The sequence below is a fragment of the Neptunicoccus cionae genome (genome assembly GCF_014643735.1).
Taxonomy (GTDB): domain Bacteria; phylum Pseudomonadota; class Alphaproteobacteria; order Rhodobacterales; family Rhodobacteraceae; genus Amylibacter; species Amylibacter cionae.
Window position 1 is genome coordinate 342,874 of record NZ_BMKA01000001.1, and the last position, 25,082, is coordinate 367,955.

The window sequence follows — 25,082 nt, forward strand, 5'->3', positions numbered from 1 at the left end:
TCTGTACAGGACCTCAAACGCAGGCAGGCGCAATGGCCTGACTGAAGGTGTTTCGCGTAGGAATGTGGCTCAGTCGTCGCCGCAGATGGATTGCAGGGCGATCCACTCCGCGTCTTTCAGCGCAAGGCGATAGTCTTCGGGGTAGGGATCACGGGCGATCAGTTCTGCCGTGCTCTCGCCGCTGGCATCCAGTGCATAGGCATAAGGTGTCGAGGTCATCTGCGCCTGTTTGAAAACAGCCAGCAAGGTCTCCGTATCCGCCCGTATCAATGGTGCTGTCAGCACTTGCCGTGCATAACCGGCCAGCGCATCGTCAGGCAGATCGCCATTTGCGATAAAGGTCAGTGTGCGCCGCGTGCCGATCTTGCGGAACATCCGCTGCATCGGATCATCCTGCGCTGCAATCGCCCGTTCCCGCAGCACAAAACCGGCTGCAATTTCGGGACCGGCGTTCTCTTCTACCAGCACACGGTTCAACAGGATGTTCCCGCCGGGCAAATGGGCCGCGAACCGTGCCCCCAGATCGACGATATGGATTTCGCCGCCATCAGGCAGCAGCCAGTTCTGGAACTTTTCCAGCGCAGCCTGCCCCAAAGGATCCTGACAGGCTGTGCCAGTCAGAACATCGGTCTGGCGCAGCACTTTCTGCCCGATCTGATGGGCTTTGGCCGCCGGAAGGATGCGCGTTGCGTAATCTGCCGAGATCGACGGCAGCCAGAACAGCAAAATACCAAGGCTTAGTGCCAGAAAAACCGCGCCAAGCCCCCAGCGCAACCGGCCGGGATGGGGCCCGGTCTTGCGAATGGCGCGGCGCACCTCTTCGATGGCGCCGTTCATTGTTTCGTCGTCGATTTCCAGCGTCTCCGAACCGCTTTGATCCGGACTGTAGAGACGGGGACCATCGCCCGCCGTCAGGCTGCGCACGGCGGCAAGGGACCAATGGGTCAGCGGTTTTCCATTCGCGTCAGACAACACCAGTGAGGACGCACCAAAGGACACGATCACCTCGCGTCGTTGATCCGCTTCGGATTCCTTCCAAAGCCCGATTGCTTCGAGCCGTTGATATTTCTTGAGCGCTGTCACTGCGTGCCTATATCGGCCTGTGGCCTGTTTTTTCAGGAATCATACACCGTCTTGTTGGATGTGTGTAGGCAATTCTCTGTCTCGCATGGAATCGGCTGTAAGCAACGTTCTGGTCTGAAAGTTCCGGTTCATGGTCCCCGGCGCGGGGCGATCCTGTCAACAATCGGGCCAGTACGGAATTATTTAAGAGCCAGTACGCTTTGTATTGGTGCCAAAGATTGCAATACTGAGGCAACAGGCGTAGGGGCTGCCCTACACCCTGCCTATTTTTGTTCCTGATGTCCGGAAGCTGTCATGCGTTATTCAGAGTATTTTCCGCCCCTTCAATGGTACACCCGCGTCAATAGAAACACAGTTGCTGCGGATGCCTATGCGGGCCTGATTAACGCAGCACTTGTGTTGCCGCAGGGCGTGGCCTTTGCCACAATCGCGGGGCTTCCGCCGCAATACGGCTTGTTTACCGCGATCATCACTGCAGTCGTGGCGGCCCTGTTCGGGTCGTCGATGATCATGATCTCGGGGCCGACAACGGCGATTTCTGCTGTGTTGTTTACCACCCTGTCGGATTTCGCAGCCCCCGGAACAATGCAATATATCGAGATGGCTCTCACGCTGACGATCCTTGTGGGGTTATTCCAGATCGCGGGGGGATTTGCGCGGCTTGGGGGGCTTGTCTCTTTTGTGTCCCATTCGGTGATGACGGCCTTTACGATGGCGGCGGCGCTGCTGATCGCTGTCAGTCAGTTGGCAGGCGTAACGGGGATCGTGGTGGAACGGGGCGGCAATATTGCAGAGCGTCTGATGCGGCTGGCCGAGCATTGGGGGGATGTTAACCTTTATGCGCTATTGATTGCCGGAACCACGCTAGCGCTGGCCGTACTGATGCAGAAGTTCACCCCCAAGCTGCCGGGATTCCTGATCGCGCTGCTGGCAGGGTCTGCGCTGGCCTACGGGATTGATGCGGTGAATCACGGTGTGGAAATGGTGGGTGCGTTGCCAAGCATGATGCCCCAACTGGCCCCACCTACGCCAAGCGTGCGCGATGTGGTGCAACTTGCCCCCGGTGCGGCTGCGATTGCGCTGGTCGGCGCGCTTGAAGCGATTTCCATTGGCCGCTCCTTCGCGGTGCGGCGACGGGAAGCTTTTGACACCAGTCAGGAGATGATCGGGCAGGGCGTCTCCAACGTGGTCGGCGGCTTCTTCCAGTGCTACGCCGGGTCCGGTTCCTTCACCCGCAGCGGCGTGAACGCGACGGCTGGGGCGGTCACGCCCATGTCCGGTATATTCGCCAGCGGGTTCCTATTGCTGATCCTGATCTTCATTGCCCCGTGGGTCGCTTATATCCCGAAACCGGCGATGGCGGGTCTGATCCTTCTGGTGGCCTACCGCCTGATCGAGTTTTCAGAACTGCGCCACATCATCACCAGCAGCCGTCCCGAGACCGTCATCCTGGTTCTGACACTCGCCGCTGGTCTGTTCATCGAGCTGGACTTTGCGATTTACGTCGGCGTGATCGCATCGCTTTGTGTGTTCATCTACGAAAGCTCCCATCCCGAATTGCCGGTAACAGCGCCGGTGCTGCAATCCGATGGCACCCGCAAGTTTCGCAACGTAGAGCATAAGGGCGTGACCGAATGCCCGCAGTTGATGATCTTCCGGCTGGATGGTCCGCTTTACTTTGGCAGCGTCGAAAACGTGGCCAAATCCTATAAGAAGAACTGCGCCCGTGATCCGCGCCAGATACACAAGATCCTGTATATGAAGGGCGTTGGCAAAACCGATCTGGCAGGGGCGGATTTCCTGATACAGGCGATACGGGATGCCAAGGCCGAAGGCGGGTCGTTCCGCATCGTCGCTCTGTTTCCGCCGCTAGTGGACAGTCTCTACCGCTTCCACGTGATCGACGAGTTGGGGGAGGAGAACCTCCACTCCAACAAGAGCGATGCGGTGAGCGCGGCGATGAATGATCTCAGCCGGAACATCTGCGAAGGGTGTTTGCGCGATGTATTCTGGGAATGCGATAACGTGATGCGCAAGGAAGACTGACCCCTGCGCATCCTCTACTGCGGCTAGAGCGCCTTGGCGATTTTGCGCAGCTCGAATTTCTGGATTTTGCCGGTGCTGGTCTTGGGCAGTTCCTGATAGATCACTGTCTTGGGGCATTTGAAGCCGGCCAAATGGGCGCGGGTGTGGGCGATGATGTCTTCCGGTGTAGGGGCTGTAGCCCCGTCTTTCAGCTCGATAAAGGCGCAAGGGGTTTCGCCCCATTGTTCATCCGGCCTTGCCACAACCGCACAAAGTGAAACGGCAGGGTGGGACATCAGCGTGTTTTCCACCTCAACAGATGAAATATTCTCGCCGCCTGAAATGATGATGTCCTTCATCCGGTCGGTGATCTGGATATAGCCGTCTGGATGGCGCACAGCGATGTCGCCGGACCGGAATGCTCCGCCCTCAAAGGCTTCGGCTGTAGCTTTGGGGTTCTTGTAATAGCCCTTCATCACCGCATTGCCGCGGATGACGATTTCCCCGATGGTTTTGCCATCGCGCGGCACCGGTTTGCGGGAGTCCTGATCCACCACGTCGATGTCTTCCATCATCGGATATTGCACCCCGACGCGGGCCATTTGTGCATAACGTTCTTCGGCAGGCAGGGTGGCCCAATCGTCCGGTTCAACGCATTCGGTGACATGGCCATAGGTCTCGGTTAGCCCGTAAACCTGCATCACACGAAAGCCCAGCGCCTCGGCCCCTTTGATGGTCGCGGGAGAAGGCGGCGCACCGGCGGTGATGACGTTGACGGTGTGATCAAACGCGGCGCGGTCTTCTGGCTTGGCGTTGATTAACGTGTTCAGAACGATGGGTGCCCCGCCAAAATGGGTGATCTTTTCCGCTGCAATGGCGGCGAAAATCGCCTTGGCCGTCATATCGCGGCAAAATGTGATCTGCCCGCCAAGGGAGGGCATCATCCATGTGTGGTTCCAGCCGTTGCAGTGAAACAACGGCACGATGGTCAGGTATTTCGGGTACAGCCCGATCTCCCAGCTGAGCGCGGTGCCCATAGTCATCAAATAGGCGCCGCGATGATGGCAAACCACGCCTTTGGGCCGCCCCGTCGTGCCAGAGGTGTAGTTCAGCGAAATCGCGTCCCATTCATCGTCCGGCAGATGCCATTTGAAGTCCGCATCGCCAGTGGCAATGAAATCTTCATATTCGGTATATTCCCCACTGGCGGGGAAGCCTGCCAGCGGGTCAGCCACTTCGATGATCTCGGGCGGGGTGCTGTCCATCAGTGCAATCGCCTCTTGTGCGGCGGGCAGGAACTGGCTGTCCACCAGCACGATTTTGGCTTCGGCGTGAGCAAAGATATAGGCGATGGTATCTGCATCCAGCCGCGTGTTGATGGTGTTCAGGACCGCACCGCACAAAGGAACGCCGAAATGGGCCTCGGCTATGGCGGGGATATTGGGGCAAAGCGTAGAGACAACATCGCCAGGTTTGATGCCTTTCGCAGCAAGCGCAGATCCAAGCTGCGTACAGCGCGCATGAAGCTCGCGGTAGCTGTGACGGCGGTCATGATAGACCGAGGCGATGCGGTCGGGAAACACATCACGCGCCCGTGCAAGATGGCTTAGCGGGGTAAGGGGGATGAAGTTTGCCGGATTTTTATCCAGTCCGGTTTCATCTGCCATCTGCGCCATATGTGTTCCTCCCAAAGCGTCGAAGTGCGAAAGCAACGATGCCCCGCGTCCGGCTGTAATTCAACAAAATTTTCGCGACGGCGCAGGGTTTTCAGGCGGTTCGGGGCGGAAACGATCCCCCCCTTTCGCGATTGCCTTGCGGTCTGCAGCGGGATCGCTAACCTGCCGCTATGATTATTTCCCACGGTCGTCAGTTCATCTTTGTGCATATCCCCAAAACAGGGGGAACTTCCCTCGCGCTTGCGCTGGAGCGAAAGGCGATGAAGGATGACATTTTGATCGGGGATACCCCCAAAGCGCAACAGCGGCGCAAGCGTTTGAAGGACGTAAAGACCAGCGGACGTCTGTGGAAGCATTCCAAGTTAGTGGATGTTTACGGTTTGGTGGAGCAGGATCAGATAGAGCGTTACTTCGTGTTCACATTGGTGCGCAACCCGTGGGACCGGATGGTAAGCTATTATCACTGGCTGCGGGGGCAGAATTTTGACCACCCCGCTATTGCGCTGGCCAAAGGGGTGGATTTTTCGGCATTCCTGAACGATCCCACCACCCGCGCGTCCCTTTCAGGGGACGGGGCAGCGCGCTATGTCAGTGACAAGGACGGGGTGGAGCGTTGCAACCTGTTCCTGCGGCTTGAACATCTGGCCGAGGATATGGCGCGGCTTGAGGCGGGGATCGGTGTCAAACTGCCCCTGCTGCCCCACGAAAACAAATCAGATCGCGGGGCCTATCAACAGTATTATAACGGCAGCGATCAGGTGTTGGTGGCGGATATCTTTGCCGAGGATATCACGCGTTTCGCCTATCGGTTTGACGAATAGGCAAAGCGGATTAATCCCCCAGTTTGGCGTGGATTTCATCCATATCCGGTTCGGAAAGAGGTTCCTTCCGGCTCGGGTCGGTGGCGTCGTATTTGAACAGAACAAAGTCCCGTTTGTAGATTTCATAGACCAGATGCATCGACAAATCGTCGAAGTAGTCTTCCACCGGATGAGCGCGTTTGGGGCCGTGGCCTTCGCTTTCGTTAAAACGGGGCATGGTGTCGATATCAAGGGGATGCTTCACCTCGATGTTTTTCATCACCTCTTTCATACCCTCTTTGAAATTCTCGGTGGTGATCACCTTGTCATAGCGCCCGCCGTTCACAATCAGCGTAGAGGCATGGCCGGACACAGCGGACCAGTGAATGTCCGGGTCCATCGGGCGGCGGTATTTGATGGTGTCCCGTGCAAACAGCAAAAAGCGGCGGAAAGATTGGATCTGGTCGAAATCGCCTTCCACTTCGACGCCGTACTTGCGGATAATGTTGGGCACCAGATTGCCGCGATAGCGTCTGCCGTTGCGCTGGATGCCGCAGATTTTGTCAAAGAACGCGGACAGCACGCGGGTGTAAGGGTTGCGCACGCAGGTGAAGGTGTAGGTGTCTTGCGCTGTGACACGATCGGTGATCGGCTGCTGGGAATAGTCCTGGCTCCACTTGTGCAGCCCTTGGGTGCTGTCGTGGATGTCGCCATCAAAATAATGCCCGTGATCGGAGTAATACATGATCTGCCCGATGGTCGAACATGCACACTTCGGAATCACGCGATACACTAAGCTTTCGCTCTCGGTCATCCAGGTTCCTGGAAAGCCCATATCTATACTACTCCTGCTGCGGCCCCTGTGGTGCCGGACCTTACGGTTTGTTGGCTGTGTCTGATCTACCTTTTGGGCGGAAGATTGCCAAGAAAAAGTGTTTATTGAGGCGATTTTTGCAGATAAACCAACCCATGAGCTAGCATGACAACAAACAGGCGCTGACACTGATGGCAAAAATTGCCTATATCCTTCTATGCCATAAAGATCCCGAGGCGATTATCCAGCAAGCCGAGGGTCTGACCTCTGCGGGGGATTGCATCGCAATCCATTTCGACGCCAGCGCAAGTGCGGCGGATTACAAGGAAATCACCCAAGCACTGTCCGCAAACTCCAATGTCACTTTTGCCAAACGGGTCAAATGTGGCTGGGGGGAATGGTCCCTTGTGCAAGGCTCGCTTAACGCGATGATTGCAGCGGATGCGGCATTCCCTGATGCGACCCATTTTTACATGGTGTCAGGGGATTGCATGGCAATCAAACCGGCCAGCTTTGCGCACCGCTTCCTTGATGAAAACGATGTGGATTTTATCGAGTGTAACGACTTCTTTGAAAGCGACTGGATTAAAACCGGTATGAAAGAGGATCGGCTGCATTATCGCCACTTCTTTAACGAGCGTAAGAACAAGGCGCTGTTTTATAACGCGTACCGGCTGCAAAAAACGTTGGGATTAAAGCGCGATGTGCCCAAGGGTATAGAGATTAAGATCGGCTCCCAGTGGTGGTGCCTGCGGCGGCGCACCGTGGAGGCTGTGTTGCGCTTTGTGCGTGAGCGCAGCGATGTTGTCAGTTTTTTCAAGACCACCTGGATACCGGACGAAACTTTTTTCCAGACCGCAGTGCTGCATCTGGTCCCCAAGGAAGAGGTGATCAACCGCACGCTGACCTTTCTGATGTTCTCGGACTACGGAATGCCGGTGACGTTTTTTAATGACCAGTATGATTTTTTGCTGTCACAAGATGCCCTGTTTGCCCGAAAGATCTCACCCGATGCGCTGGATCTGAAAGAAAAGTTGGGGCTGCTTTATGCAGGCGGCGATAAGGAACTCAACATCACCAACGAGGGGCGCACGCTGTATAAGTTCCTGACCACGCGCGGACGGGAAGGGCGCCGTTACGCCACCCGTTTCTGGGAACGCGAGAGCACGATCGGGCGGGAACGGGAATTGCTGGTGTTGGTTTGCAAGAAGTGGCACGTGGCCAAGCGTCTGCTGGAATCAGCAGAGCGGGTGGCCGGCGTTCGCGGCTTTGCTTATCTGTTTGACGAACAGGACACCGTGCTGCCCGAACTCGGCGGGATTGAAAAGACCCTCGAAAAACGCGCCCGCCACCGCCGTGCTGTTATGCGGTTGCTGTTTGAGCAGGCTTCAACCGATCGCCTGCTGATCTGCGCTGATCCGGCCAATATTGCCTTGCTTGATGATTTTTATTCCGACCGCTGCACCACGCGCGTGCTGGAAATCGCCTGTAGCTTTGATGATGATTACCTTCGGGGGCATGCCATTCGCACCGGACTTGCGGCGCACAGCAGCTCGGACGATACGTTAAAGCGGATCATCCCAACCATTCGCATGGATTTCTCGTATGAGAGCAACGCGATACGGGACAGGAACTATCCCCATTTCTACAGTATTTCGGACCGGAACGAACCCGAAGATAACATCATGCAGATATCCACCTTTATGGATGTCACCGAAGACAAAGCGCGTGAGATCGCGCATACCCCCTATTTGTTTGCAGACTAAGGACGCCAGACATGCCCTATACTTATGACGATCAGAACATCTTTGCCAAAATCCTGCGGGGCGAGATCCCCAACACCACGGTGTTGGAAACAGACCATTCGCTGGCGTTTCGCGATATTGAACCCCAAGCGCCAGAGCATGTGCTGGTGATCCCCAAGGGCGCTTATGTGACCTATGATCACTTTGCCAACACTGCGTCGGATGCCGAAATCCTCGACTTTACGCGGGCGGTTGGCAAGGTTTGTGACATGCTGGGCGTCGCGCCATCAGACGGAGAGGGCTATCGTATGATCTCCAATGCGGGGGAAAACGGCGTTCAGGACGTGCCTCATCTGCATGTGCATGTGCTGGGCGGGCGGAACATGGGACGTATGGTGGCAAAAGCAGGGTCGTGAACCGGCTTTGCTGTAACGAAGAGCGCCAGAATACCCTTTTCCTTTAGGCCGTTTGACAGTATTTGAAGGGGAACACCAATTTGCAGGAACCAGTGATATGACTATCGAAGCACCGGAAGTGAAAGAAGTAGACAGCTACCGTGTGGCCTGTGACGGCGGCATCGGCGGCCACCCCCGTGTGTGGTTGCAAATCCCGTTGGACACCGGCTGGGTTGAATGCCCCTATTGCGACTGTAAATACGTGATCAAGGAAGGCGCTGACGCCGGACACTGATCCGGCGCGCGCAGATCAGTTCGGGACAGATTGCCGGCGAGGCAGTTGGCAGGCTTCAGCTGCCTTTTTCTGTTTTGGACAGATCAGGCAGTGGCACGAAGGTTTCACCGCACTGAATGCCGGATCTGGATTTGTCGGGGTATCTGACCTGCAGATAACCCTTAAGGTCGGCCCCAGCCCATGAAATCATCCGGCGGCCTTTATTAGAAATCGCCACGCCAGAGACCACATTGAAGTCGTTGCTGCGGGCAAAATACTTGAACCGTGCGCTTTCGGGTCCGCAAGTCAGCGTGCTGGCGCCGTTGTCTTTGCCCTCTTCATTGGCCCATGTGCCAAAGCAGGTTTCCCCTGCGCTGGTGCGGCCTGACAAAGTGCCCGAAGTCTGGCCGATATAGGTTCCGTGAAAGTATTCCCCCTCATCGTCGATGCACCCTACAAACCGCGAACAGCTTTGTGGGGAATCGGGATCAAAGACGCAGCTTCTAACTTGGGTGTCCGCAAAGGCAGAAGGTGCACAAAGCAGCAAAATGGCTATCGCCTTGGAGGGGAGGTTCATCTAATCTGGTCACTGACTGTTTGGTTCATAAAAAGGTAGGGTCGTGGGTAGCATCGGTAAAGGGCATCATCTGCATTTAATTGACGGTTCGGGGTTTATTTTCCGGGCCTATCACGCGCTTCCCCCCCTTACACGTAAGTCGGACGGGCTTCCCGTCGGTGCGGTCAGCGGCTTTTGCAACATGCTGTTCAAGTTTGTCGAGGACAATAAGGGCCATGATGCCCCGACGCATTGTGCTGTGATCTTTGACGCCAAGGGCAAAACCTTTCGCAGTGATATCTATCCCGAATACAAAGCGAACCGCCCGCCAGCACCCGAAGATCTTGTGCCTCAGTTCCCCCTGACCCGAGAAGCGACACGGGCGTTTAATCTCGCCTGCATAGAAGAAGATGGGTTTGAAGCGGACGACATCATCGCGACTTTGGCGGTTCAGGCGCGGGATGCCGGTGCGCGGGTCACGATCATCAGTTCGGACAAGGACCTGATGCAGCTTGTGGGCGGGGGCGTGGAAATGCTCGACGCGATGAAGAATAAACGGATCGGCGTAGAACAGGTTGAGGAAAAATTTGGCGTCGGACCGGACCGCGTTGTGGATGTGCAGTCCCTTGCAGGGGATTCGGTGGACAATGTTCCGGGCGCACCCGGTATCGGGATCAAGACGGCTGCGCTGCTGATTAATGAATACGGCGATCTCGACAGCCTGTTGGCGCGGGCCGAAGAAATCAAACAGCCCAAACGCCGCCAGACATTGATTGATTACGCCGACCAGATCCGCGTGAGCCGCGATCTTGTGACACTGAAGCAAGATATGACCGTGCCATTCGATTTTGGCGAAATGGAGGTGCGTGATCCTGATCCTGATACCTGTCTGGGCTTTCTGACTCAAATGGAGTTCCGCACGCTTTCAGCGCGGATTGCAGGCAAACTGGGCGTGGAACCACCCGTTGTTGCGGAGCCTGAAGTACTCGGCTCTGCGCCGGTGCCAGCCTCGGCTGCTGTTGGCTTTGATGCGGATAAATACGAATGCGTGCGTGATATGGCGGCCTTGCAGGTCTGGATCGACAGGATCAGGGATAAGGGCGTCGTGGCGGTTGATACCGAAACCACCGGACTGGATGAAATGGTTGTGGATTTGGTGGGGATCTGTCTGTCGGTGGAAGCTGGTGAAGCCTGTTATATACCGCTGGCCCATAAGGATGGTGAGGGCGATCTGTTTGGCGGTGCGGCGCTGGCAGAAGGGCAGATGGATGCGGCCGAGGCGCTGGCGGCGTTGAAGCCCATTCTGGAAGACCCTGCGATCCTGAAGATCGGTCAGAATATGAAATACGATCTGAAAATCCTGCGCCGTCAGGGGATTGAGATCGGACCGATTGATGACACCATGCTTCTGTCCTATGCGCTGCATGGCGGGTTGCACAATCACGGTATGGACGCGTTATCCGAACGGTATCTGGATCACAAACCGATCAGTATCAAATCGCTGCTTGGAACCGGCAAATCCGCCAAGACCTTTGATCTGGTGCCAATCGACGAAGCGGTGAAATACGCCGCCGAGGACGCAGATATCACCTTGCGTCTGTGGCAGATGTTTAAGCCGCAATTGCACAGTGCCAAAGTGACGACGGTTTATGAAACACTGGAGCGGCCTCTGGTCCCTGTTTTGGCCAGTATGGAGATGAACGGCATCAAGGTGGACCGCGATGTTCTGAGCCGGATGTCCAATAATTTCGCGCAGAAGATGGCGGGGTTGGAAGCGGAAATTCACGAACTTGCAGGGCGGTCCTTTAATGTCGGCTCACCCAAGCAGCTTGGCGAGATCCTGTTCGACGAGATGGCGTTGGAAGGCGGCAAAAAGGGGAAGACGGGCGCCTATTCTACAGGTGTGGATATTCTGGAAGATCTGGCTGCCGAGGGCCATGACCTGCCCGCGCGGGTGCTTGACTGGCGGCAGATGTCCAAGCTGAAGTCCACATACACAGATGCGCTACAGAACCACATCAATGCGGAAACCGGGCGGGTTCACACCAGCTATTCCATCGCAGGGGCGAGCACAGGGCGTCTGGCGAGTACGGATCCCAACCTGCAGAACATTCCGATCCGCAGCGAAGAAGGACGTAAAATCCGCGAGGCTTTTGTCGCGGAAGAGGGGAATGTGTTAGTGGCGCTCGACTATTCCCAGATTGAGCTGCGAATCCTTGCCCATATCGCCAAGATCCCCCAATTGCAGGACGCCTTTGCCGAAGGAATTGACATTCACGCGCTGACCGCATCCGAGATGTTTGGCGTGCCGCTGGACGAAATGACGCCGGATGTGCGCCGTCAGGCCAAAGCGATCAACTTTGGTGTGATTTATGGTATCTCCGGTTTCGGCCTGGCGCGGAACTTGCGCATTCCGCGCAAGGATGCGCAGGGGTTCATCGACCGGTATTTCGAGCGCTTCCCCGGTATTCGGACCTACATGGATGAAACGGTGGAATTCGCCAAAGAACACGGGTTCGTGCAAACGCTGTTCGGGCGTAAAATCCACACGCCAGAGATCAATGCAAAAGGTCCGCGGGCGGGATTCTCCAAACGGGCTGCGATCAACGCGCCGATCCAAGGAACAGCGGCAGATGTGATCCGCCGCGCGATGGTGCGTATGCCTGATGCGATCAAGGATTTGCCCGCGCGGATGCTATTGCAGGTGCACGATGAACTGCTGTTCGAAGTTCCGAAGGATGCCGCGCAAGAGACCATAGAGGTGGTGCGCGGCGTTATGGAAAACGCAGCAATGCCTGCGGTGCAAATCGACGTGCCGTTGATCGTGGATGCCGGGCAGGGGGCAAACTGGGCGGAAGCGCATTAGTTAAAGTAAACGGTTTTCGTGCCTGCGCTGGCAGCGTACGGCGTGCGAAAGAGATAGGTTTTTTTTGGAGAGGCCCGCGTCCGTATTGGCGCGGGCTTATTCATGAACAAAGTCTTAACCTTGAAGCTTCATAAATGAAGCTTCATACCACACGCTTCATAAATGAAGCTTCATATAAGACGCGTCTAGTAAGACGCTTCATATTTGCAGGGTCATCGAATTTATCCCCCTAAATCAAGAATTTAGATCTTACGAAGTCGCTCGAACTATCAAGCTCGTGCCCAACTCGCAGACAAAATAACAATCCTACTGTTGATCCAGATCCAACCCTAACGCCCTTAAATTGCGATAGGTGGTGTCGGAAATAACCTCGTCCAGCCGTTCGTAATCCATACGCGCACCCGACTGCGCCAGATCCGCTGCACCGTGGATCGCAGACCAGATATACCGGTTGTCGGCCACATCCGGACAGCGCGGCAGCAGGCCGTGATGGTAAAGATCGTTGCAAATCGCCATACCCACATCAAACGGCGTGTAGCGGGTCAATTCGGGGTCTTTCACCATCTCGTCGCGACAGATCATTCCGATCCGGCCAAACATCATATGCCATAGCGCATTGTTATCGTGGGCGAAGGTGATGTAGGCGCGGGCCACTTCAAAACACCGGTCGATTGCCTGTTGTGGCGTTTGCGCCACCGCGCCTTCGGGACGCACCGCCAAAAAACGGTCGCGCAAATCGAAAAATCCGATCTTCACAATCGCCCCAAGCAACGTGTCCTTATCGGCAAAATGGCGGTAGACGGCGCCGGAACTCACCCCGAGATCACGGGCCGCCTGTCGCAAGGACATCACCTCGATGTGACCTTGGCGTGCTGCCTCCAGCGCGTAGTCGATTAACGCATCATGAAGATCACCGCGTTTGAGTTTTAGTTGGTCCGGCATAGTTTTATGTACGCATTGCCTAAGAAACGGTCAATCACACCGTAGCGGTACAGTTGCAAAAACAGTGGCTTTTGGACTGGACAAGGGGGCGCCTTTGCTTTGCACTGGCGGCAATATGAAAGGAAGCAGACTATGGCGCATGTGGGACTGGTCGGGATCGGAGTCATGGGGCGGGAATTCGCGCTCAATCTGGCGGAAAACGGTCATACCGTCAGCTTGTTGGACCGCGATATCGAAAAATCCCGCGAGGTCGTTACCGCAGGCAGCGCGCTTGACGGAGAGTTAATCGCTTGCGCAGATGAGTCCACCTTCGTGAACGGCATGGCAGCACCCCGTTCTATTTTGGCGCTGGTTCCGTCGGGTGGACCGCTTGACGCCGTCATCGAAAGCCTGACGCCGCTGCTGGACGAAGGCGACCTGATCGCCGATTTGGGCAACTCCTATTATAAGGAAACCGAGCGTCGGGTGCTCGCCTGTGAAGCTGCGGGGCTTCAGTTTCTTGGCATGGGCATCTCGGGCGGTGCGGAAGGCGCGCGTCATGGACCGTCAATCATGGCGGGCGGATCGCCGGATAGCTGGGCGCGGATCAAAGGTCCGCTGCGCGATGCAGCTGCGAAATTCGAGGGTGAGCCCTGTTGTGACTGGTTTGGTCCGGGGGGCGCCGGGCATTTCATTAAAATGCTACACAACGGCATCGAATACGCCGATATGCAAATGATCGCAGAGGCTTACGGCATCATGCGCGACGGCTGGGGAATGGACGCCCCTGCCATCGGGGACGTTTTTGCAAGCTGGATGGAAGGGCCGCTCAACTCCTATCTGGTGGAGATTGCAGCCGAAGTCGCCCGTGCCAGCGATCCCGAAACCAACAAACCGATGCTGGATATGATACTGGATCGGGCAGGGCAGAAAGGCACCGGCCGCTGGTCCGTGATCGAAGCCCTGCATCTTGGGGCACCCGCCAGCATGATGCAGGCCGCTGTTGAGGCGCGGAATATCTCTGCCGATCTTGAGGGCCGACGGGACAGCGCCCTGCTGTTTGGCGCGGCGCCGGAGGGCAAGTTCGTTGCGCAAGGAAAAGATCAGGACAGCGGGCAAGAGGCTGGTCTTAGGCAACTTGAAAGCGCAATGATCGCGGCCAAGGTTTGCGCCTATACTCAAGGGTTCGAGGTGCTTCGCCGCGCTTCGGAAGCGTTTGACTGGTCCCTCGACCTTGCCGCAATCGCACGGGTCTGGCGGGCGGGATGTATCATCCGCTCCGTGCTGCTTGACGATATCTCCGACGCCTTTGAGGAGGACGCGACACGCAAGCTCAGCCATGCGCCGAAATTTACCGACCTGTTGCGCAATAACGTAGATGGTTTGAAAACTGTGGTGGCGCAATCCGTCGGGGGCGGACTGGAAACACCCGCGCTTTACGCAGCGCTGAGCTATCACAACGCCAGTCGAACCCAGCATTCTACTGCAAATATGATCCAAGGACTGCGGGATCGATTTGGCGCACATCGGTTTGAAAGGGTGGATGCCCACGGTGAGCTGGTGAACGGTCCGTGGCACGAACGCTAACCGCCATACCTGACGTGATGTCAGGATGCCTGCGGCGCGGATATTTTCAGAAAATGGAGTCGTGAAAGCTGCGTGCTACTGCTTGTAAGTTTTGATATTGAAGCCCTCGTCTTCGACGGGACGCTGGAAATGGGCGGCAATCTGGTCGAATTGTGCGTCTGTTACTGCAAATGGGTGTTCGCCGGAAGCGTTGCGGATCTGTAGCCGCGCTTTGCACTCCTCGGGTGGCGTATCGAGGAAGTGGAGCGTATGACTGCAACCGGCCTGTTCACTCAATCCGTGCAGCCAGAGCCTTTGCTCAGGGGTGTTGGCAGGGAAATCGAGCACCAGAGTCATATCAGCCGCCAGTAGTGACAACAGATGCGGTTGCAGAACGGTCTTCAGCCGTTGGGAATAGGTGACGTAATCCCGAAGTGTTTTCATTTCCGCACCAAAGAGTGGCGAGAGCCACTCGTCCTCGGCCAAAAGAATCCCGCGCTCCTTTGCCACAAGCCCTGATGCGACTGTGGATTTGCCTGCGCACACAAGACCGCACATAAAATGGAGGTGTGCCACCTGTTCAATCCAGATCTTTGGAAGGAATGATCGGGAAGAACTGACCGCCCGAGCGCACGCCGAACCAGCTTTGACCGTCAACGTCCACATGTACGCCAAGATCGACGAGGCGGTAGAACGACTTGCGGTCGATCAGGGCTTCGAGATTGGCACGCACAAGGATATAGGGGCTCGGCTCTCCGGTTTCCGGGTCCCGTTCCACGCGGATCGGGTTGTCAGGTCCGGCCACCACTTCGTCATCGACTTGCGTGGTGAAAGTCAGGGTCTGGTCCGGTCCGCTGTCGGTTACATCAAAATCAATCGCCACAAACGGCGCGTCTTCCACTGTAATTCCGACCTTCTCGACAGGCGTAACAAGGAAATAATCGTCGCCGTCCTTGCGAATAATAGAGGAAAACAGCTTTACCAGCGGTTTCCGGCCGATGGGCGTGCCAAGATAGAACCACGTCCCATCCCGCGCGATCCGCATGTCAAGATCGCCGCAAAAGGGCGGATTCCACAGATGGACGGGGGGTGGGCCCTTTTTGGCGGCCTTTGAGGCAGATTGCGCGATGCTGTCAGCACTGGGCTGGGCGGTTTTTTCGGGCTCTTTCGGATTTGTCATTTGTCCTTGCCACGTTAATTGGTCTTTAATGGGTTTGAAGGCTTCTGTTGCCTAGAAAGGTATGTGACATGTCCGCGAATGCAAGTGAATTAGAGAGTTTAGCCCAAGAGGTGGAAACCGCTACGGCGCTGTTGGCGCAATCCAAGGCGGGGATTGCCAAAAGGATTATCGGGCAGGATACCGTTGTGGAACAGACACTTGTGGCGCTGCTGTGCGGGGGACACGCGCTGTTGGTTGGCGCGCCCGGACTGGCAAAAACGCGGCTTGTGGATACGCTTGGGACAGTCTTTGGTCTGCACACCAATCGGGTGCAGTTTACGCCGGACCTGATGCCTGCGGATATTCTTGGGTCTGAAGTGCTGGAAAGCAGCGAAGACGGTGCGCGGTCTTTCAGGTTTCTTAAGGGGCCGGTGTTCAGCCAGCTTTTGATGGCGGATGAGATCAACCGCGCCAGCCCCAGAACCCAATCCGCACTGTTGCAAGCCATGCAGGAGCGGCAGGTGACGATTGCGGGACAGGAATACGATTTGCCAGCACCGTTTCACGTGCTTGCGACGCAGAACCCGATTGAACAGGAAGGCACCTATCCCCTGCCAGAAGCGCAGCTTGACCGGTTCCTTTTGCAAATTGATGTGGACTTCCCGAGCCGCGAAACAGAGCGCGACATCCTGCTGGCAACCACCGGCGCCACCGAGGAAACGGCCATGCAGGTCTTTACCCCCGAAACCCTGATGGCAGCGCAAGCGGCTGTGCGGCGGATGCCTGTGGGCGATGCGGTTGTCGAGGCGATCCTCGATCTGGTCCGCGCAGCCCGTCCCGAAGACGAAACCGCGCCGGATTTCGTGCGCGAATCCGTCAGTTGGGGGCCGGGTCCACGGGCAGCACAGGCGCTGATGCTGGCGACACGGGCGCGGGCATTGGTGCAGGGACGTTTGGCTCCGTCGGTGGATGACGTGGTGGCGCTGGCCTATCCGGTGTTGATCCACCGTATGGCGCTTGGCTTTGCGGCGCGGGCGAGAGGTGAAAAACTCTCCGAACTGATCAGACGGCTGACCGAACGCGCCATCAGTACAGAGGCGGCTGCCTAAAGTGACCCCAGCCGAACACACCACACCGGAACAATTGCGCCATGATGCCGAGGAAGCCGCCACAGGCTTTCCCGCGTTAATGGCGGCTGCGGACCAGTTGGCCGCGACCATCAGCCTTGGCGCACACGGGCGCAGGCGCTCTGGTCCGGGGGATGAGTTCTGGCAATACCGGGTCGCTGGGGCAGGGGATTCCTTGCGCGATATTGACTGGCGCCGGTCGGCCCGCGCGGATGCGGATTTTGTGCGCCAGATGGAGTGGCAGAACCTGCAAGCGGTGCATCTCTGGGTGGATCGCTCTGCGGCGATGGGCTATCGCGGGAAGGACAGCCTACCGACCAAAGGGGAGCGGGCGCGGATACTCGGCCTTGCCACGGCAATCCTGTTGGCAAAGGGGGGCGAAAGTGTTGGCCTGATGGAAGATCCGAGCCCGCCAAAGCACGGGCGCGGGCAGATCACGAAAATGGCCATGCGCCTTGCCACAACTGGCGGACACACCGAATATGGTGTGCCGCCGGGTAAGGATATGGGGCGGGGCAACCGCGCCTTGCTGGTCAGCGATTTTCTTGGAGATTGGGACCATGTGCTCGCGGCACTGTCCCGCGCAGCAGATCAGCGGGTGCAAGGGTGCCTTGTGCAGGTGCTCGACCCGAGCGAGGAGAGCTTTCCCTTTGACGGACGCACGATATTTGAAAGCATGGGAGAGACCATCAGCTTTGAGACCCGCCGCGCGCGTGCCCTGCGGGACGATTATCTCGCGCGGCTGGCAGAACGGAAAGACCAGCTGGAGTCTTTGGCCCGTCGCACCGGATGGATGTATACCTGTCATCATACCGACCAGCCTGCACAGGCAGCTTTGATGTGGATTTATAACGCGATTGCGGGGCCGTCACGATGATCGGATTCGCGTCTTTGGGATTTCTTGCGCCTTGGCTTTTGCTGGGGCTTCTGGCGCTTCCGGTACTGTGGTGGTTGCTGCGCGCTGTGCCGCCTGCACCGCTGCGGCGGAGGTTTCCGGCTGTCACCCTGTTGTTGGGGTTGGAGGATCGTGAAACCACGCCGGATCGCACGCCGTGGTGGTTGCTGTTGTTGCGCATGGCGGCAATTGCGGCGGCTATTCTGGCGTTCGCCCAGCCTGTATTGAACCCGACGGACCGGATCACAGGGCGCGCGCCGCTGCTGATCGCGCTTGATGGCAGTTGGGCCAGCGCCCAAAGCTGGGCCGCGCGGCAGGACAAGCTGGAGGAGATCTTGCAGTTTGCTACGCAGGACGGCCGCTCTGTGGCGGTGATCAACCTGAGCGACCGGCCAAGGGGGGAAAACCCGCTGTCCTTTGACAGTGCCGACAGTTGGCGGGGGCGGATCAAGGGCGAACAACCCCGCGCTTGGGAACCGGACTATGGCCTTTGGCAGGATGTGATCGCCGTGGCAGACCCGTTCGAAACGCTGTGGCTGTCCGATGGTCTGGCGCGCGATGGTCGTGCCGCGTTGTTTGATACGCTTTCAGACAAGGGCGATGTTGCAGTGGTGCAATCGGATCGGGACGTTCTGGCCTTGCGCGGGATTGATATAGAGGCGGGCGCGCTGAGCACGACTGCGCTGCGTCTTGGGGCGGGGACTGCAGAAGCGCGGACTGTGAAACTGCTCGCCGAAGGGCCTGATCCGGCTGGGATCACCCGCAGTCTGGCACAAGGTGAAGGGGTTTTTGAGGCTGGTGAGGGTGAAACAACCGCTTCGGTAGAGCTGCCGTCAGAGCTGCGCAATCGCGTGCGGCGGGTCACACTGGAAGGTGTACGCTCTGCCGGTGCGGTGGTGCTGACCGATGACAGTATCCAGCGGCGCAAGGTGGCGCTGATTGGTGGCGGCTCGGAACAAGAGGGCGCGGTGCTGGTGTCGCCGCTGCACTTTCTGCGAAAGGCGCTGGTGCCCACGGCCGATGTGATTGAAGCAGGTCTTGCCGATAGTTTGCAAGCGACGCCCGATGTGCTGATCCTCGCAGATGTGGCCGATCTGGGTGCTTCTGAAACGCAAGACGTGCTCGACTGGGTGGAAGACGGCGGCCTGTTGGTGCGGTTTGCCGGTCCCCGTCTGGCCGCCAGTGGTATCGGCCAAAGCGAAGAACACCCGTTGTTGCCGGTCCGTTTGCGGGCTGGCGGGCGCACGGTGGGCGGCGCGATGAGCTGGGGCGCCCCCAAAGCGTTGGAAGATTTCGCGGAAAGTAGCCCGTTTTTCGGGCTTGAGATACCGGATGATGTGCTGGTGGAAAGTCAGGTCATGGCGCAGCCTGATCCCAATCTTGCAGAGCGGGTTCTGGCGAGCCTGCAAGATGGCACGCCACTTGTCACTGCCAAAGATCAAGGGGAAGGCCGCGTGGTGTTGTTCCACGTCACCGCCAATGCCGAATGGTCGAGCCTGCCGCTGTCTGGGTTGTTCGTGCAACTGCTGGAACGGCTGGCCATTTCAGCGCGGAGCACGGACCTTAACAGCACAGCGCTTGAAGGTACGGTTTGGGTGCCCGAACAGGTGCTTGACGGTTTCGGCGTGCTGCGCGATGCGCCCGCTCTGGCGGGGGTGGATGGTGCCACGCTCGCGACGCGGGGCTTTGGTGCTGAGATGCCTCCTGGTGTTTACAAAAGCGCAGATCAGAGGGTGGCGTTGAACGTGTTGGCACCGGACCGCCAGATCAGCGCGGCGAATTGGCCATCAGGAACGCAGTTTTTGTCCATGACCCGAACCGAAGAACGCCCGTTGCAGGCTTTGCTGCTGATGGCGGCGTTGATCCTGTTGTGCATTGATATACTGGCGACCTTGCTTGTCGGGGGACGTTTACGGCTGCGCGGGGCGACCGCTGCGGCGATGCTTCTGGCGCTTTGGCCGCAGGGGGATGCGCTGGCGCAAACTGCGGCGCAGGATGATGCGGCGCTGTTAAGGGCGGCGAACAACACGGTGCTGGCCTATGTGGAAACCGGCGATACGCGGCTCGACGATATTTCGCGCGCTGGTTTGCTGGGCCTGTCCACCGAACTGTTCCGCCGCACGAGTGTAGAGCCTGTGGAACCGGTTGGGGTCAATCTTGAAACGGACGAGCTGGCGCTTTACCCGTTTCTCTACTGGCCGGTGACAGATACGGTGCGGATGCCGTCCGAAGCGGCGTTTGAAAAGGTGAACGCCTTTCTGCGTGGCGGCGGGTTGATCCTGTTTGATACACGGGATTCCAACATCGGTCGCGGCATCAGTGGTGGGACGCCAAACGGCAAGATGCTGCAAAATCTGGCGCGCAATCTGGATATTCCCGCCCTTGAACCTGTGCCCGAAGACCACGTGCTGACACGGGCGTTCTATCTGCTTCAGGATTTTCCGGGCCGGTACGGCGATGCCAATGTCTGGGTAGAGGCCGCGCCGCCGGATGCGGAACAGGTGGAGGGTATGCCGTTTCGCAACCTGAACGACGGGGTGACGCCTGTGGTGATTGGCGGCAACGACTGGGCAAGCGCTTGGGCCGTGACCGAAAATGGCCGCTTCGCCTATCCGGTGGGGCGGGGCGTGGCTGGCGAACGCCAGCGCGAGATTGCGATCCGCTTCGGGGTTAACCTGATTATGCATGTGCTGACCGGAAACTATAAGTCGGATCAGGTCCATGTGCCTGCACTTCTGGACCGGCTGGGGCAATGAACATGCAGATACTGGATTATGAAATCGCCTTTACGCCGTTGATCCCGCAGCAGCTTTTGCTGATCCTTGCGCTGATTGCGCTGGCCTTCACAACGCTTGCCCTGTGGCGGCGGCTGCCGGGCTGGGCGCTGCGGGGGCTGGCGCTGTGCCTTGTGCTTGGGGCGCTGGCACAACCGGTGATCCGGCAGGAGGACCGCGAGTATCTGAGCAACATCGTCTTTGTTGTCGTTGATAAAACCGAGAGCCAGTCCGTCGACATCCGCCCCGAACAGATCGCCCAAGGGGTTGCGGCACTGCGGGCAGAAATCGGCACGCTTGAAGGGTTTGAGACGCGCTTGGTAGAGGTCGAAAATGATCCGGGCGTGGCGGATGACGGCTCGATGATGCTGGGTGCACTGGCCAAAGCGGCGTCCGAGGTAGCAACGAACCGGATTGCCGGTGCGCTTCTGGTAACGGACGGGCAGATCCATGATGCCCCCGCGCTCGACAGTTTTCCTGCCCCTGTCCATGTGTTGCTGACAGGGCAGAAAACCGATTGGGACCGGCGGTTGGTGATCACCAACGCGCCTGCGTTTGCGATTGTCGGGGAACCTGTGACCTTGCAATTGCGCGTGGAAGATCAGGGCGCGGTGCCGGCCGCTGTGCAAGGTATGGCGCATCTGTCGATTTCCGTGGACGGTGGTCCGGCGCAGGAATTTGATGTTGAAACGGGACGCCAGTTCGAACTGCCCCTGACCTTGCCTCACGGCGGGGCCAATGTGTTGCAATTTACTGTGCGCACCGAAGCCGGAGAGTTAACCGACCGGAACAATGCCGCAGTTTTGTCGATCAACGGGGTGCGGGACCGGCTGCGCGTGTTGCTGGTGTCCGGTGAACCCCACGCGGGGGAGCGGACATGGCGCAACCTGCTGAAATCCGACAGCGCGGTGGATCTGGTGCATTTCACCATCCTGCGCAGCCCCGACAAACAGGACGGTGTGCCAGTGCGCGAACTGTCCCTGATTGCCTTTCCAACCCGCGAGTTGTTCCTTGAAAAGATTGACGAGTTCGACCTGATCATCTTTGACCGCTACCGCCGCCGTGGCATTCTGCCCAACCGTTACATGCAGAATGTGGCCGATTACGTGCGCCGTGGGGGTGCGGTTCTGGTGGCATCGGGTCCGGCCTTTGGGGGCACGGAAAGTATCGCGCGGACGCCGTTGAACAGCATCCTGCCCGCCGCGCCCACTGCGCGCGTGATAGAAAAAGGATTTGTGCCGCGGATTTCAGACCTTGGCCAGCGCCATCCCGTGACAGAATCGCTCGATGATTTCGCACCTCGTCCGGTGGCCGAGGATGGAACGCCCGGCTGGGGGCGCTGGTTGCGTCTGATCGAAACGGTCGCACCGGAAGGGCAAACCGTCATGACCGGTGCGGATGATAAGCCCCTGCTGGTGCTGGATCGCGTGGACGAGGGGCGCATCGCCATGTTGATGTCGGATCATGCGTGGCTGTGGTCTCGTGGTTTTGAAGGGGGCGGACCGCAACTGGAATTGCTGCGCCGTCTCGCCCATTGGACAATGAAAGAACCCGAGCTGGAGGAGGAGCGTCTGTCCGGCACTGTCGAGGGCGACGCGATCACCGTGACACGGCGGTCTTTGACGCAAGAACAGGCGGACATTACGGTCACTGGGCCGGATGGCAGCGCGCGACCCTTGGAGACGAGCGAAGTGTCACCGGGGCGTTGGGTCGGGCGGTTTAAAGGGGAAGAAAACGGGCTCTACCGGCTGAGTGACGGGGATATGGAGGCCGTAGTGGCCATCGGCCCGACTGCACCTCGAGAGTTCGAGCAAACCATGGCGGACCTGTCCCGATTGCAACCGGTTATGGCCGCAACGGGAGGTGGTTCATTGCGGTTGGAAGATTACGCAACGCCCCAATTGCGGCAGGTGCGCGAAGGGCGAACCGCTGCAGGACGCGGCTGGCTTGGGGTCACACCGCGCAATGCCTATATCGCCACGGACATCCGCCAAACTCCGGCGTTGCCCGCGTGGCTGTTGCTGGTTCTTGTGGCCGGTGTGATGGTGGCTGCGTGGCGCTGGGAAGGGCGCTAGGGCGCGTTAATCGAGTATTTTTGGAACATTGAAGCTGGTTTCGTTCGGTTCACGATGCGAGCGCTGCGCGGGAGCGGGAGTTGAATTCCCGTCGGTAGAGCACGACCGTGGTGGTTATCGCGGCGATGATCAGGGGGATCGGGCCGATGAGCCATGTGAGTGTAGCAATCGTGAAATAGACGCTGCGCAAGCCGCGGTTGAAACTGCGGGCTGCGTGGTTTGAAATGTCGGCGGCTTTGCGCGCAGTTGGCGTGGCCTCTGGGTCATTGGGATCGTTTGGCACAGAGGCCATGACGATGGCGCAATAGCCGAACAGGCGCACAGACCAGACGAATTTCAGAAAGCCGTTGCCCAGAAATCCCATCAATACGAGGATTTTGACCTCCCAAACGATTTTCGGAACCACCAGCGCGTCCGACAGGTCAGAGGCCAGAACGGTCAGTTGTTCCGCACCGCCCAATAGGGCAACACAGCCGCCAATGGCGATCATGCAGGAACTGGCGAAAAAGGTTGCGCCGTTGCGCATGATGCCAAGGATCGCGCTGTCAAAGATACGCGGTTGGCGGGTGATCATCTGTTCCATCCAGCGGATGCGATAGGATTCCATCAGCATGTGGGTAGAGAGTTTAGCGGCGCTGCGCCGTTCGATTACATGGGCGCAATAGAACCAGCAGAGCAGCAGGCTCAGCAGGGCGATCCCGTCGAGCAGGGTAAAATGGAGTAAAAGGTCAGGTAATCTTTCGCGCATAGGCTGTCTCTAGCGCAGGATATGGTACAGAGAAAGAGGTTTTGCAGCGGGTATTGCTTGCAATTTGATGAATTGGTAATATTAAGTTACCAAAACCGCAAGGAGTGTTGATCATGGAAATGCCTGTGCCTAAGGGATCGGTGCTAAACCGGAAGCAGGAACTTGTCGCGCGGTTGCAAGCTGTGCTGCCCGATGAAGCCGTGATCCACGAACCTCATGAGACGCGGGTTTATGAGTGTGACGCCCTGACCGCCTATAAATGCGCACCTCTCGCGGCGGTTTTGCCGTCTAGCACAGGTGAAGTGTCCGAAGTCCTGAAAATCTGCCATGATATGGGTGTGCCTGTGGTGCCGCGCGGGGCGGGGACGTCCCTTGCGGGGGGGGCGCTGCCGACTGCGGATTGTGTGATCCTTGGCGTGGCAAAGATGAATGACGTGCTCGAAACCAACTACGCGGACCGGTACATTCGCGTGCAAACAGGGCGCACCAATCTGAGCGTTACCGGCGCGGTGGAGGAAGAAAATTTCTTCTATGCTCCCGATCCGTCAAGCCAGCTTGCCTGTGCCATTGCCGGAAATATCGCGATGAATTCCGGCGGGGCCCATTGTTTGAAATACGGGGTGACGACCAATAATCTGCTGGGCGTTACGATGGTTCTGATGGATGGCACCGTGATCGAACTGGGCGGTGCGCATCTGGACGCGGGGGGGCTGGACCTGCTTGGGGTTGTGTGTGGGTCGGAAGGACAGCTAGGCGTCGTGACAGAGGCGACCCTGCGGATTTTACGCAAACCGGAAGGGGCGCGGCCCGTTCTGATCGGGTTTGACAGCAACGAGGTGGCTGGCGCCTGCGTGTCTGACATCATCAAGGCGGGCGTTCTGCCGGTGGCGATCGAGTTCATGGATCGCCCCTGCATAGAGGCAACGGAAGCTTTCGCCAAAGCCGGATACCCGATGTGCGAGGCGCTTTTGATTGTCGAGGTCGAAGGCTCCGACGCGGAAATCGACATGCAGCTTGGTGTGATCAGCGGCATTGCGCGACAGCACAATCCGGTGGAACTGCGCGAGAGTACGTCTGCCGAGGAAAGTGCCGCGATCTGGCTGGGCCGAAAATCCGCATTCGGTGCGATGGGGCAGATCAACGATTACATGTGTCTCGACGGTACGATCCCAGTGTCGAGCCTGCCCTATGTGTTGCGCCGGATTTCCGAACTGTCAAAGGAGTACGGGCTGGGCGTTGGCAATGTGTTTCATGCTGGCGATGGCAATATGCACCCGTTGATCCTGTTTGATGCCAATAAGTCGGGCGATCTGGAGCTGTGCGAGCAGATGGGCGCGGATATCCTGAAGCTTTGCGTGGAGGTGGGCGGCTGTCTGACGGGCGAACACGGTGTCGGGGTGGAAAAACGCGACCTGATGCAGACCCAGTTCGACGCGGTGGATCTTGAGGCGCAGCTGCGGGTGAAGGATGTGTTTGATCCGGACTGGTTGCTGAACCCCTCCAAGGTATTCCCGCTTTCCGTCACACAAAGCCGCCGCGAGGATGCTGCCTGAATGGCAGTGCGACAGGGCACAGTAGAAAGA

Annotated in this window: 20 protein-coding genes; 12 read left to right on the forward strand and 8 right to left on the reverse strand. The window is 57.9% G+C overall.

What is annotated here, in order from left to right; genetic code table 11:
• Nucleotides 1-69: 69 nt before the first annotated feature.
• The gene (locus IEX10_RS01505) at nucleotides 70-1,083 is read right to left on the reverse strand and encodes a hypothetical protein (RefSeq protein ID WP_188670235.1); all 1,014 of its coding nucleotides are present in this window, start codon (nucleotides 1,081-1,083) and stop codon (nucleotides 70-72) included.
• A gap of 294 nt (nucleotides 1,084-1,377) precedes the next feature.
• On the opposite strand from IEX10_RS01505, the gene IEX10_RS01510 reads away from it, so the two are divergent.
• The gene (locus IEX10_RS01510; RefSeq protein ID WP_188670236.1) at nucleotides 1,378-3,129 is read left to right on the forward strand and encodes a SulP family inorganic anion transporter; all 1,752 of its coding nucleotides are present in this window, start codon (nucleotides 1,378-1,380) and stop codon (nucleotides 3,127-3,129) included.
• Nucleotides 3,130-3,152: 23 nt separating this feature from the next.
• On the opposite strand, the gene IEX10_RS01515 is transcribed toward IEX10_RS01510, so the two are convergent.
• A complete protein-coding gene (locus IEX10_RS01515; RefSeq protein WP_188670238.1) occupies nucleotides 3,153-4,784 on the reverse strand; it encodes an AMP-binding protein in 1,632 nt (543 codons plus the stop codon).
• A gap of 170 nt (nucleotides 4,785-4,954) precedes the next feature.
• On the opposite strand from IEX10_RS01515, the gene IEX10_RS01520 reads away from it, so the two are divergent.
• Nucleotides 4,955-5,605: a sulfotransferase family 2 domain-containing protein gene (locus tag IEX10_RS01520; RefSeq protein WP_188670240.1), complete on the forward strand. Its 651-nt coding sequence runs from the start codon at nucleotides 4,955-4,957 to the stop codon at nucleotides 5,603-5,605.
• Between the two features lie 10 nt (nucleotides 5,606-5,615).
• On the opposite strand, the gene IEX10_RS01525 is transcribed toward IEX10_RS01520, so the two are convergent.
• Nucleotides 5,616-6,419: a sulfotransferase family protein gene (locus IEX10_RS01525; protein WP_188670242.1), complete on the reverse strand. Its 804-nt coding sequence runs from the start codon at nucleotides 6,417-6,419 to the stop codon at nucleotides 5,616-5,618.
• A gap of 170 nt (nucleotides 6,420-6,589) precedes the next feature.
• On the opposite strand from IEX10_RS01525, the gene IEX10_RS01530 reads away from it, so the two are divergent.
• The 3 genes from IEX10_RS01530 (at nucleotide 6,590) to IEX10_RS01540 (ending at nucleotide 8,833) form a co-directional block, all read left to right on the forward strand.
• A complete protein-coding gene (locus IEX10_RS01530) occupies nucleotides 6,590-8,164 on the forward strand; it encodes a DUF5928 domain-containing protein (RefSeq protein WP_188670244.1) in 1,575 nt (524 codons plus the stop codon).
• An 11-nt stretch (nucleotides 8,165-8,175) separates the two neighbouring features.
• On the forward strand, nucleotides 8,176-8,559 hold the full coding sequence (locus tag IEX10_RS01535; protein WP_188670246.1) for an HIT domain-containing protein: 384 nt from the start codon (nucleotides 8,176-8,178) through the stop codon (nucleotides 8,557-8,559).
• A 97-nt stretch (nucleotides 8,560-8,656) separates the two neighbouring features.
• Nucleotides 8,657-8,833: a zinc-finger domain-containing protein gene (locus tag IEX10_RS01540; RefSeq protein ID WP_188670248.1), complete on the forward strand. Its 177-nt coding sequence runs from the start codon at nucleotides 8,657-8,659 to the stop codon at nucleotides 8,831-8,833.
• 55 nt (nucleotides 8,834-8,888) lie between these two features.
• On the opposite strand, the gene IEX10_RS01545 is transcribed toward IEX10_RS01540, so the two are convergent.
• Nucleotides 8,889-9,389 (reverse strand): hypothetical protein, encoded by a 501-nt coding sequence (locus IEX10_RS01545; RefSeq protein ID WP_188670250.1) that lies wholly within the window; start codon nucleotides 9,387-9,389, stop codon nucleotides 8,889-8,891.
• A 43-nt stretch (nucleotides 9,390-9,432) separates the two neighbouring features.
• Here IEX10_RS01545 and polA point away from each other — a divergent pair, with 43 nt between their 5' ends.
• Nucleotides 9,433-12,234 (forward strand): DNA polymerase I, encoded by a 2,802-nt coding sequence (polA, locus tag IEX10_RS01550; protein ID WP_188670252.1) that lies wholly within the window; start codon nucleotides 9,433-9,435, stop codon nucleotides 12,232-12,234.
• 306 nt (nucleotides 12,235-12,540) lie between these two features.
• Here polA and IEX10_RS01555 read toward each other — a convergent pair whose 3' ends face one another.
• Entirely contained in the window at nucleotides 12,541-13,176 is a 636-nt protein-coding gene (locus IEX10_RS01555; protein WP_188670254.1) for a TetR/AcrR family transcriptional regulator, read from the reverse strand.
• A 132-nt stretch (nucleotides 13,177-13,308) separates the two neighbouring features.
• Here IEX10_RS01555 and gnd point away from each other — a divergent pair, with 132 nt between their 5' ends.
• Nucleotides 13,309-14,742, forward strand: a complete 1,434-nt coding sequence (gene gnd / locus IEX10_RS01560; RefSeq protein WP_188670256.1) for an NADP-dependent phosphogluconate dehydrogenase — start codon at nucleotides 13,309-13,311, stop codon at nucleotides 14,740-14,742.
• 75 nt (nucleotides 14,743-14,817) lie between these two features.
• Here gnd and IEX10_RS01565 read toward each other — a convergent pair whose 3' ends face one another.
• Nucleotides 14,818-15,387 (reverse strand): P-loop nucleotide/nucleoside kinase family protein, encoded by a 570-nt coding sequence (locus IEX10_RS01565; protein WP_188670258.1) that lies wholly within the window; start codon nucleotides 15,385-15,387, stop codon nucleotides 14,818-14,820.
• A complete protein-coding gene (locus IEX10_RS01570; protein WP_188670260.1) occupies nucleotides 15,302-15,901 on the reverse strand; it encodes a DUF1285 domain-containing protein in 600 nt (199 codons plus the stop codon). Before IEX10_RS01570 ends, IEX10_RS01565 begins: the two co-directional genes overlap by 86 nt.
• A gap of 68 nt (nucleotides 15,902-15,969) precedes the next feature.
• Between IEX10_RS01570 and IEX10_RS01575 the strand changes: the two genes are divergently transcribed.
• Genes IEX10_RS01575 through IEX10_RS01590 form a run of 4 tightly spaced genes read left to right on the forward strand, consistent with a single transcriptional unit; the run spans nucleotide 15,970 to nucleotide 22,751 of the window.
• Nucleotides 15,970-16,989 carry an AAA family ATPase gene (locus tag IEX10_RS01575; protein ID WP_188670262.1) on the forward strand — a complete coding sequence of 340 codons (1,020 nt, stop codon included), beginning with the start codon at nucleotides 15,970-15,972 and terminating at the stop codon, nucleotides 16,987-16,989.
• 1 nt (nucleotide 16,990) lies between these two features.
• Nucleotides 16,991-17,884 (forward strand): DUF58 domain-containing protein, encoded by an 894-nt coding sequence (locus tag IEX10_RS01580; RefSeq protein WP_229678390.1) that lies wholly within the window; start codon nucleotides 16,991-16,993, stop codon nucleotides 17,882-17,884.
• A complete protein-coding gene (locus tag IEX10_RS01585; RefSeq protein WP_188670264.1) occupies nucleotides 17,881-20,658 on the forward strand; it encodes a DUF4159 domain-containing protein in 2,778 nt (925 codons plus the stop codon). Before IEX10_RS01580 ends, IEX10_RS01585 begins: the two co-directional genes overlap by 4 nt.
• Entirely contained in the window at nucleotides 20,655-22,751 is a 2,097-nt protein-coding gene (locus IEX10_RS01590; RefSeq protein ID WP_229678391.1) for a hypothetical protein, read from the forward strand. Before IEX10_RS01585 ends, IEX10_RS01590 begins: the two co-directional genes overlap by 4 nt.
• Nucleotides 22,752-22,800: 49 nt before the next feature.
• Here IEX10_RS01590 and IEX10_RS01595 read toward each other — a convergent pair whose 3' ends face one another.
• Nucleotides 22,801-23,499, reverse strand: coding sequence for a DUF599 domain-containing protein (locus IEX10_RS01595; RefSeq protein WP_188670266.1), 699 nt, complete (start codon nucleotides 23,497-23,499; stop codon nucleotides 22,801-22,803).
• Between the two features lie 113 nt (nucleotides 23,500-23,612).
• Between IEX10_RS01595 and IEX10_RS01600 the strand changes: the two genes are divergently transcribed.
• Complete coding sequence (locus IEX10_RS01600) at nucleotides 23,613-25,052, forward strand: FAD-linked oxidase C-terminal domain-containing protein (protein WP_188670268.1); 1,440 nt, start codon at nucleotides 23,613-23,615, stop codon at nucleotides 25,050-25,052.
• The last annotated feature ends 30 nt before the right edge of the window (nucleotides 25,053-25,082 follow it).

Coding starts and splice junctions, on each gene's coding strand:
- gnd (WP_188670256.1), top strand. CDS start 13,309: ATGGCGCATGTGGGACTGGTCGGGATCGGAGTCATGGGGCGGGAATTC.
- IEX10_RS01510 (WP_188670236.1), top strand. CDS start 1,378: ATGCGTTATTCAGAGTATTTTCCGCCCCTTCAATGGTACACCCGCGTC.
- IEX10_RS01585 (WP_188670264.1), top strand. CDS start 17,881: ATGATCGGATTCGCGTCTTTGGGATTTCTTGCGCCTTGGCTTTTGCTG.
- IEX10_RS01595 (WP_188670266.1), bottom strand. CDS start 23,499: ATGCGCGAAAGATTACCTGACCTTTTACTCCATTTTACCCTGCTCGAC.
- IEX10_RS01545 (WP_188670250.1), bottom strand. CDS start 9,389: ATGAACCTCCCCTCCAAGGCGATAGCCATTTTGCTGCTTTGTGCACCT.
- IEX10_RS01540 (WP_188670248.1), top strand. CDS start 8,657: ATGACTATCGAAGCACCGGAAGTGAAAGAAGTAGACAGCTACCGTGTG.
- IEX10_RS01565 (WP_188670258.1), bottom strand. CDS start 15,387: ATGTGGACGTTGACGGTCAAAGCTGGTTCGGCGTGCGCTCGGGCGGTC.
- IEX10_RS01520 (WP_188670240.1), top strand. CDS start 4,955: ATGATTATTTCCCACGGTCGTCAGTTCATCTTTGTGCATATCCCCAAA.
- IEX10_RS01575 (WP_188670262.1), top strand. CDS start 15,970: ATGTCCGCGAATGCAAGTGAATTAGAGAGTTTAGCCCAAGAGGTGGAA.
- IEX10_RS01555 (WP_188670254.1), bottom strand. CDS start 13,176: ATGCCGGACCAACTAAAACTCAAACGCGGTGATCTTCATGATGCGTTA.
- IEX10_RS01570 (WP_188670260.1), bottom strand. CDS start 15,901: ATGACAAATCCGAAAGAGCCCGAAAAAACCGCCCAGCCCAGTGCTGAC.
- IEX10_RS01515 (WP_188670238.1), bottom strand. CDS start 4,784: ATGGCGCAGATGGCAGATGAAACCGGACTGGATAAAAATCCGGCAAAC.
- IEX10_RS01535 (WP_188670246.1), top strand. CDS start 8,176: ATGCCCTATACTTATGACGATCAGAACATCTTTGCCAAAATCCTGCGG.
- IEX10_RS01600 (WP_188670268.1), top strand. CDS start 23,613: ATGGAAATGCCTGTGCCTAAGGGATCGGTGCTAAACCGGAAGCAGGAA.
- IEX10_RS01530 (WP_188670244.1), top strand. CDS start 6,590: ATGGCAAAAATTGCCTATATCCTTCTATGCCATAAAGATCCCGAGGCG.
- IEX10_RS01590 (WP_229678391.1), top strand. CDS start 20,655: ATGAACATGCAGATACTGGATTATGAAATCGCCTTTACGCCGTTGATC.
- IEX10_RS01525 (WP_188670242.1), bottom strand. CDS start 6,419: ATGGGCTTTCCAGGAACCTGGATGACCGAGAGCGAAAGCTTAGTGTAT.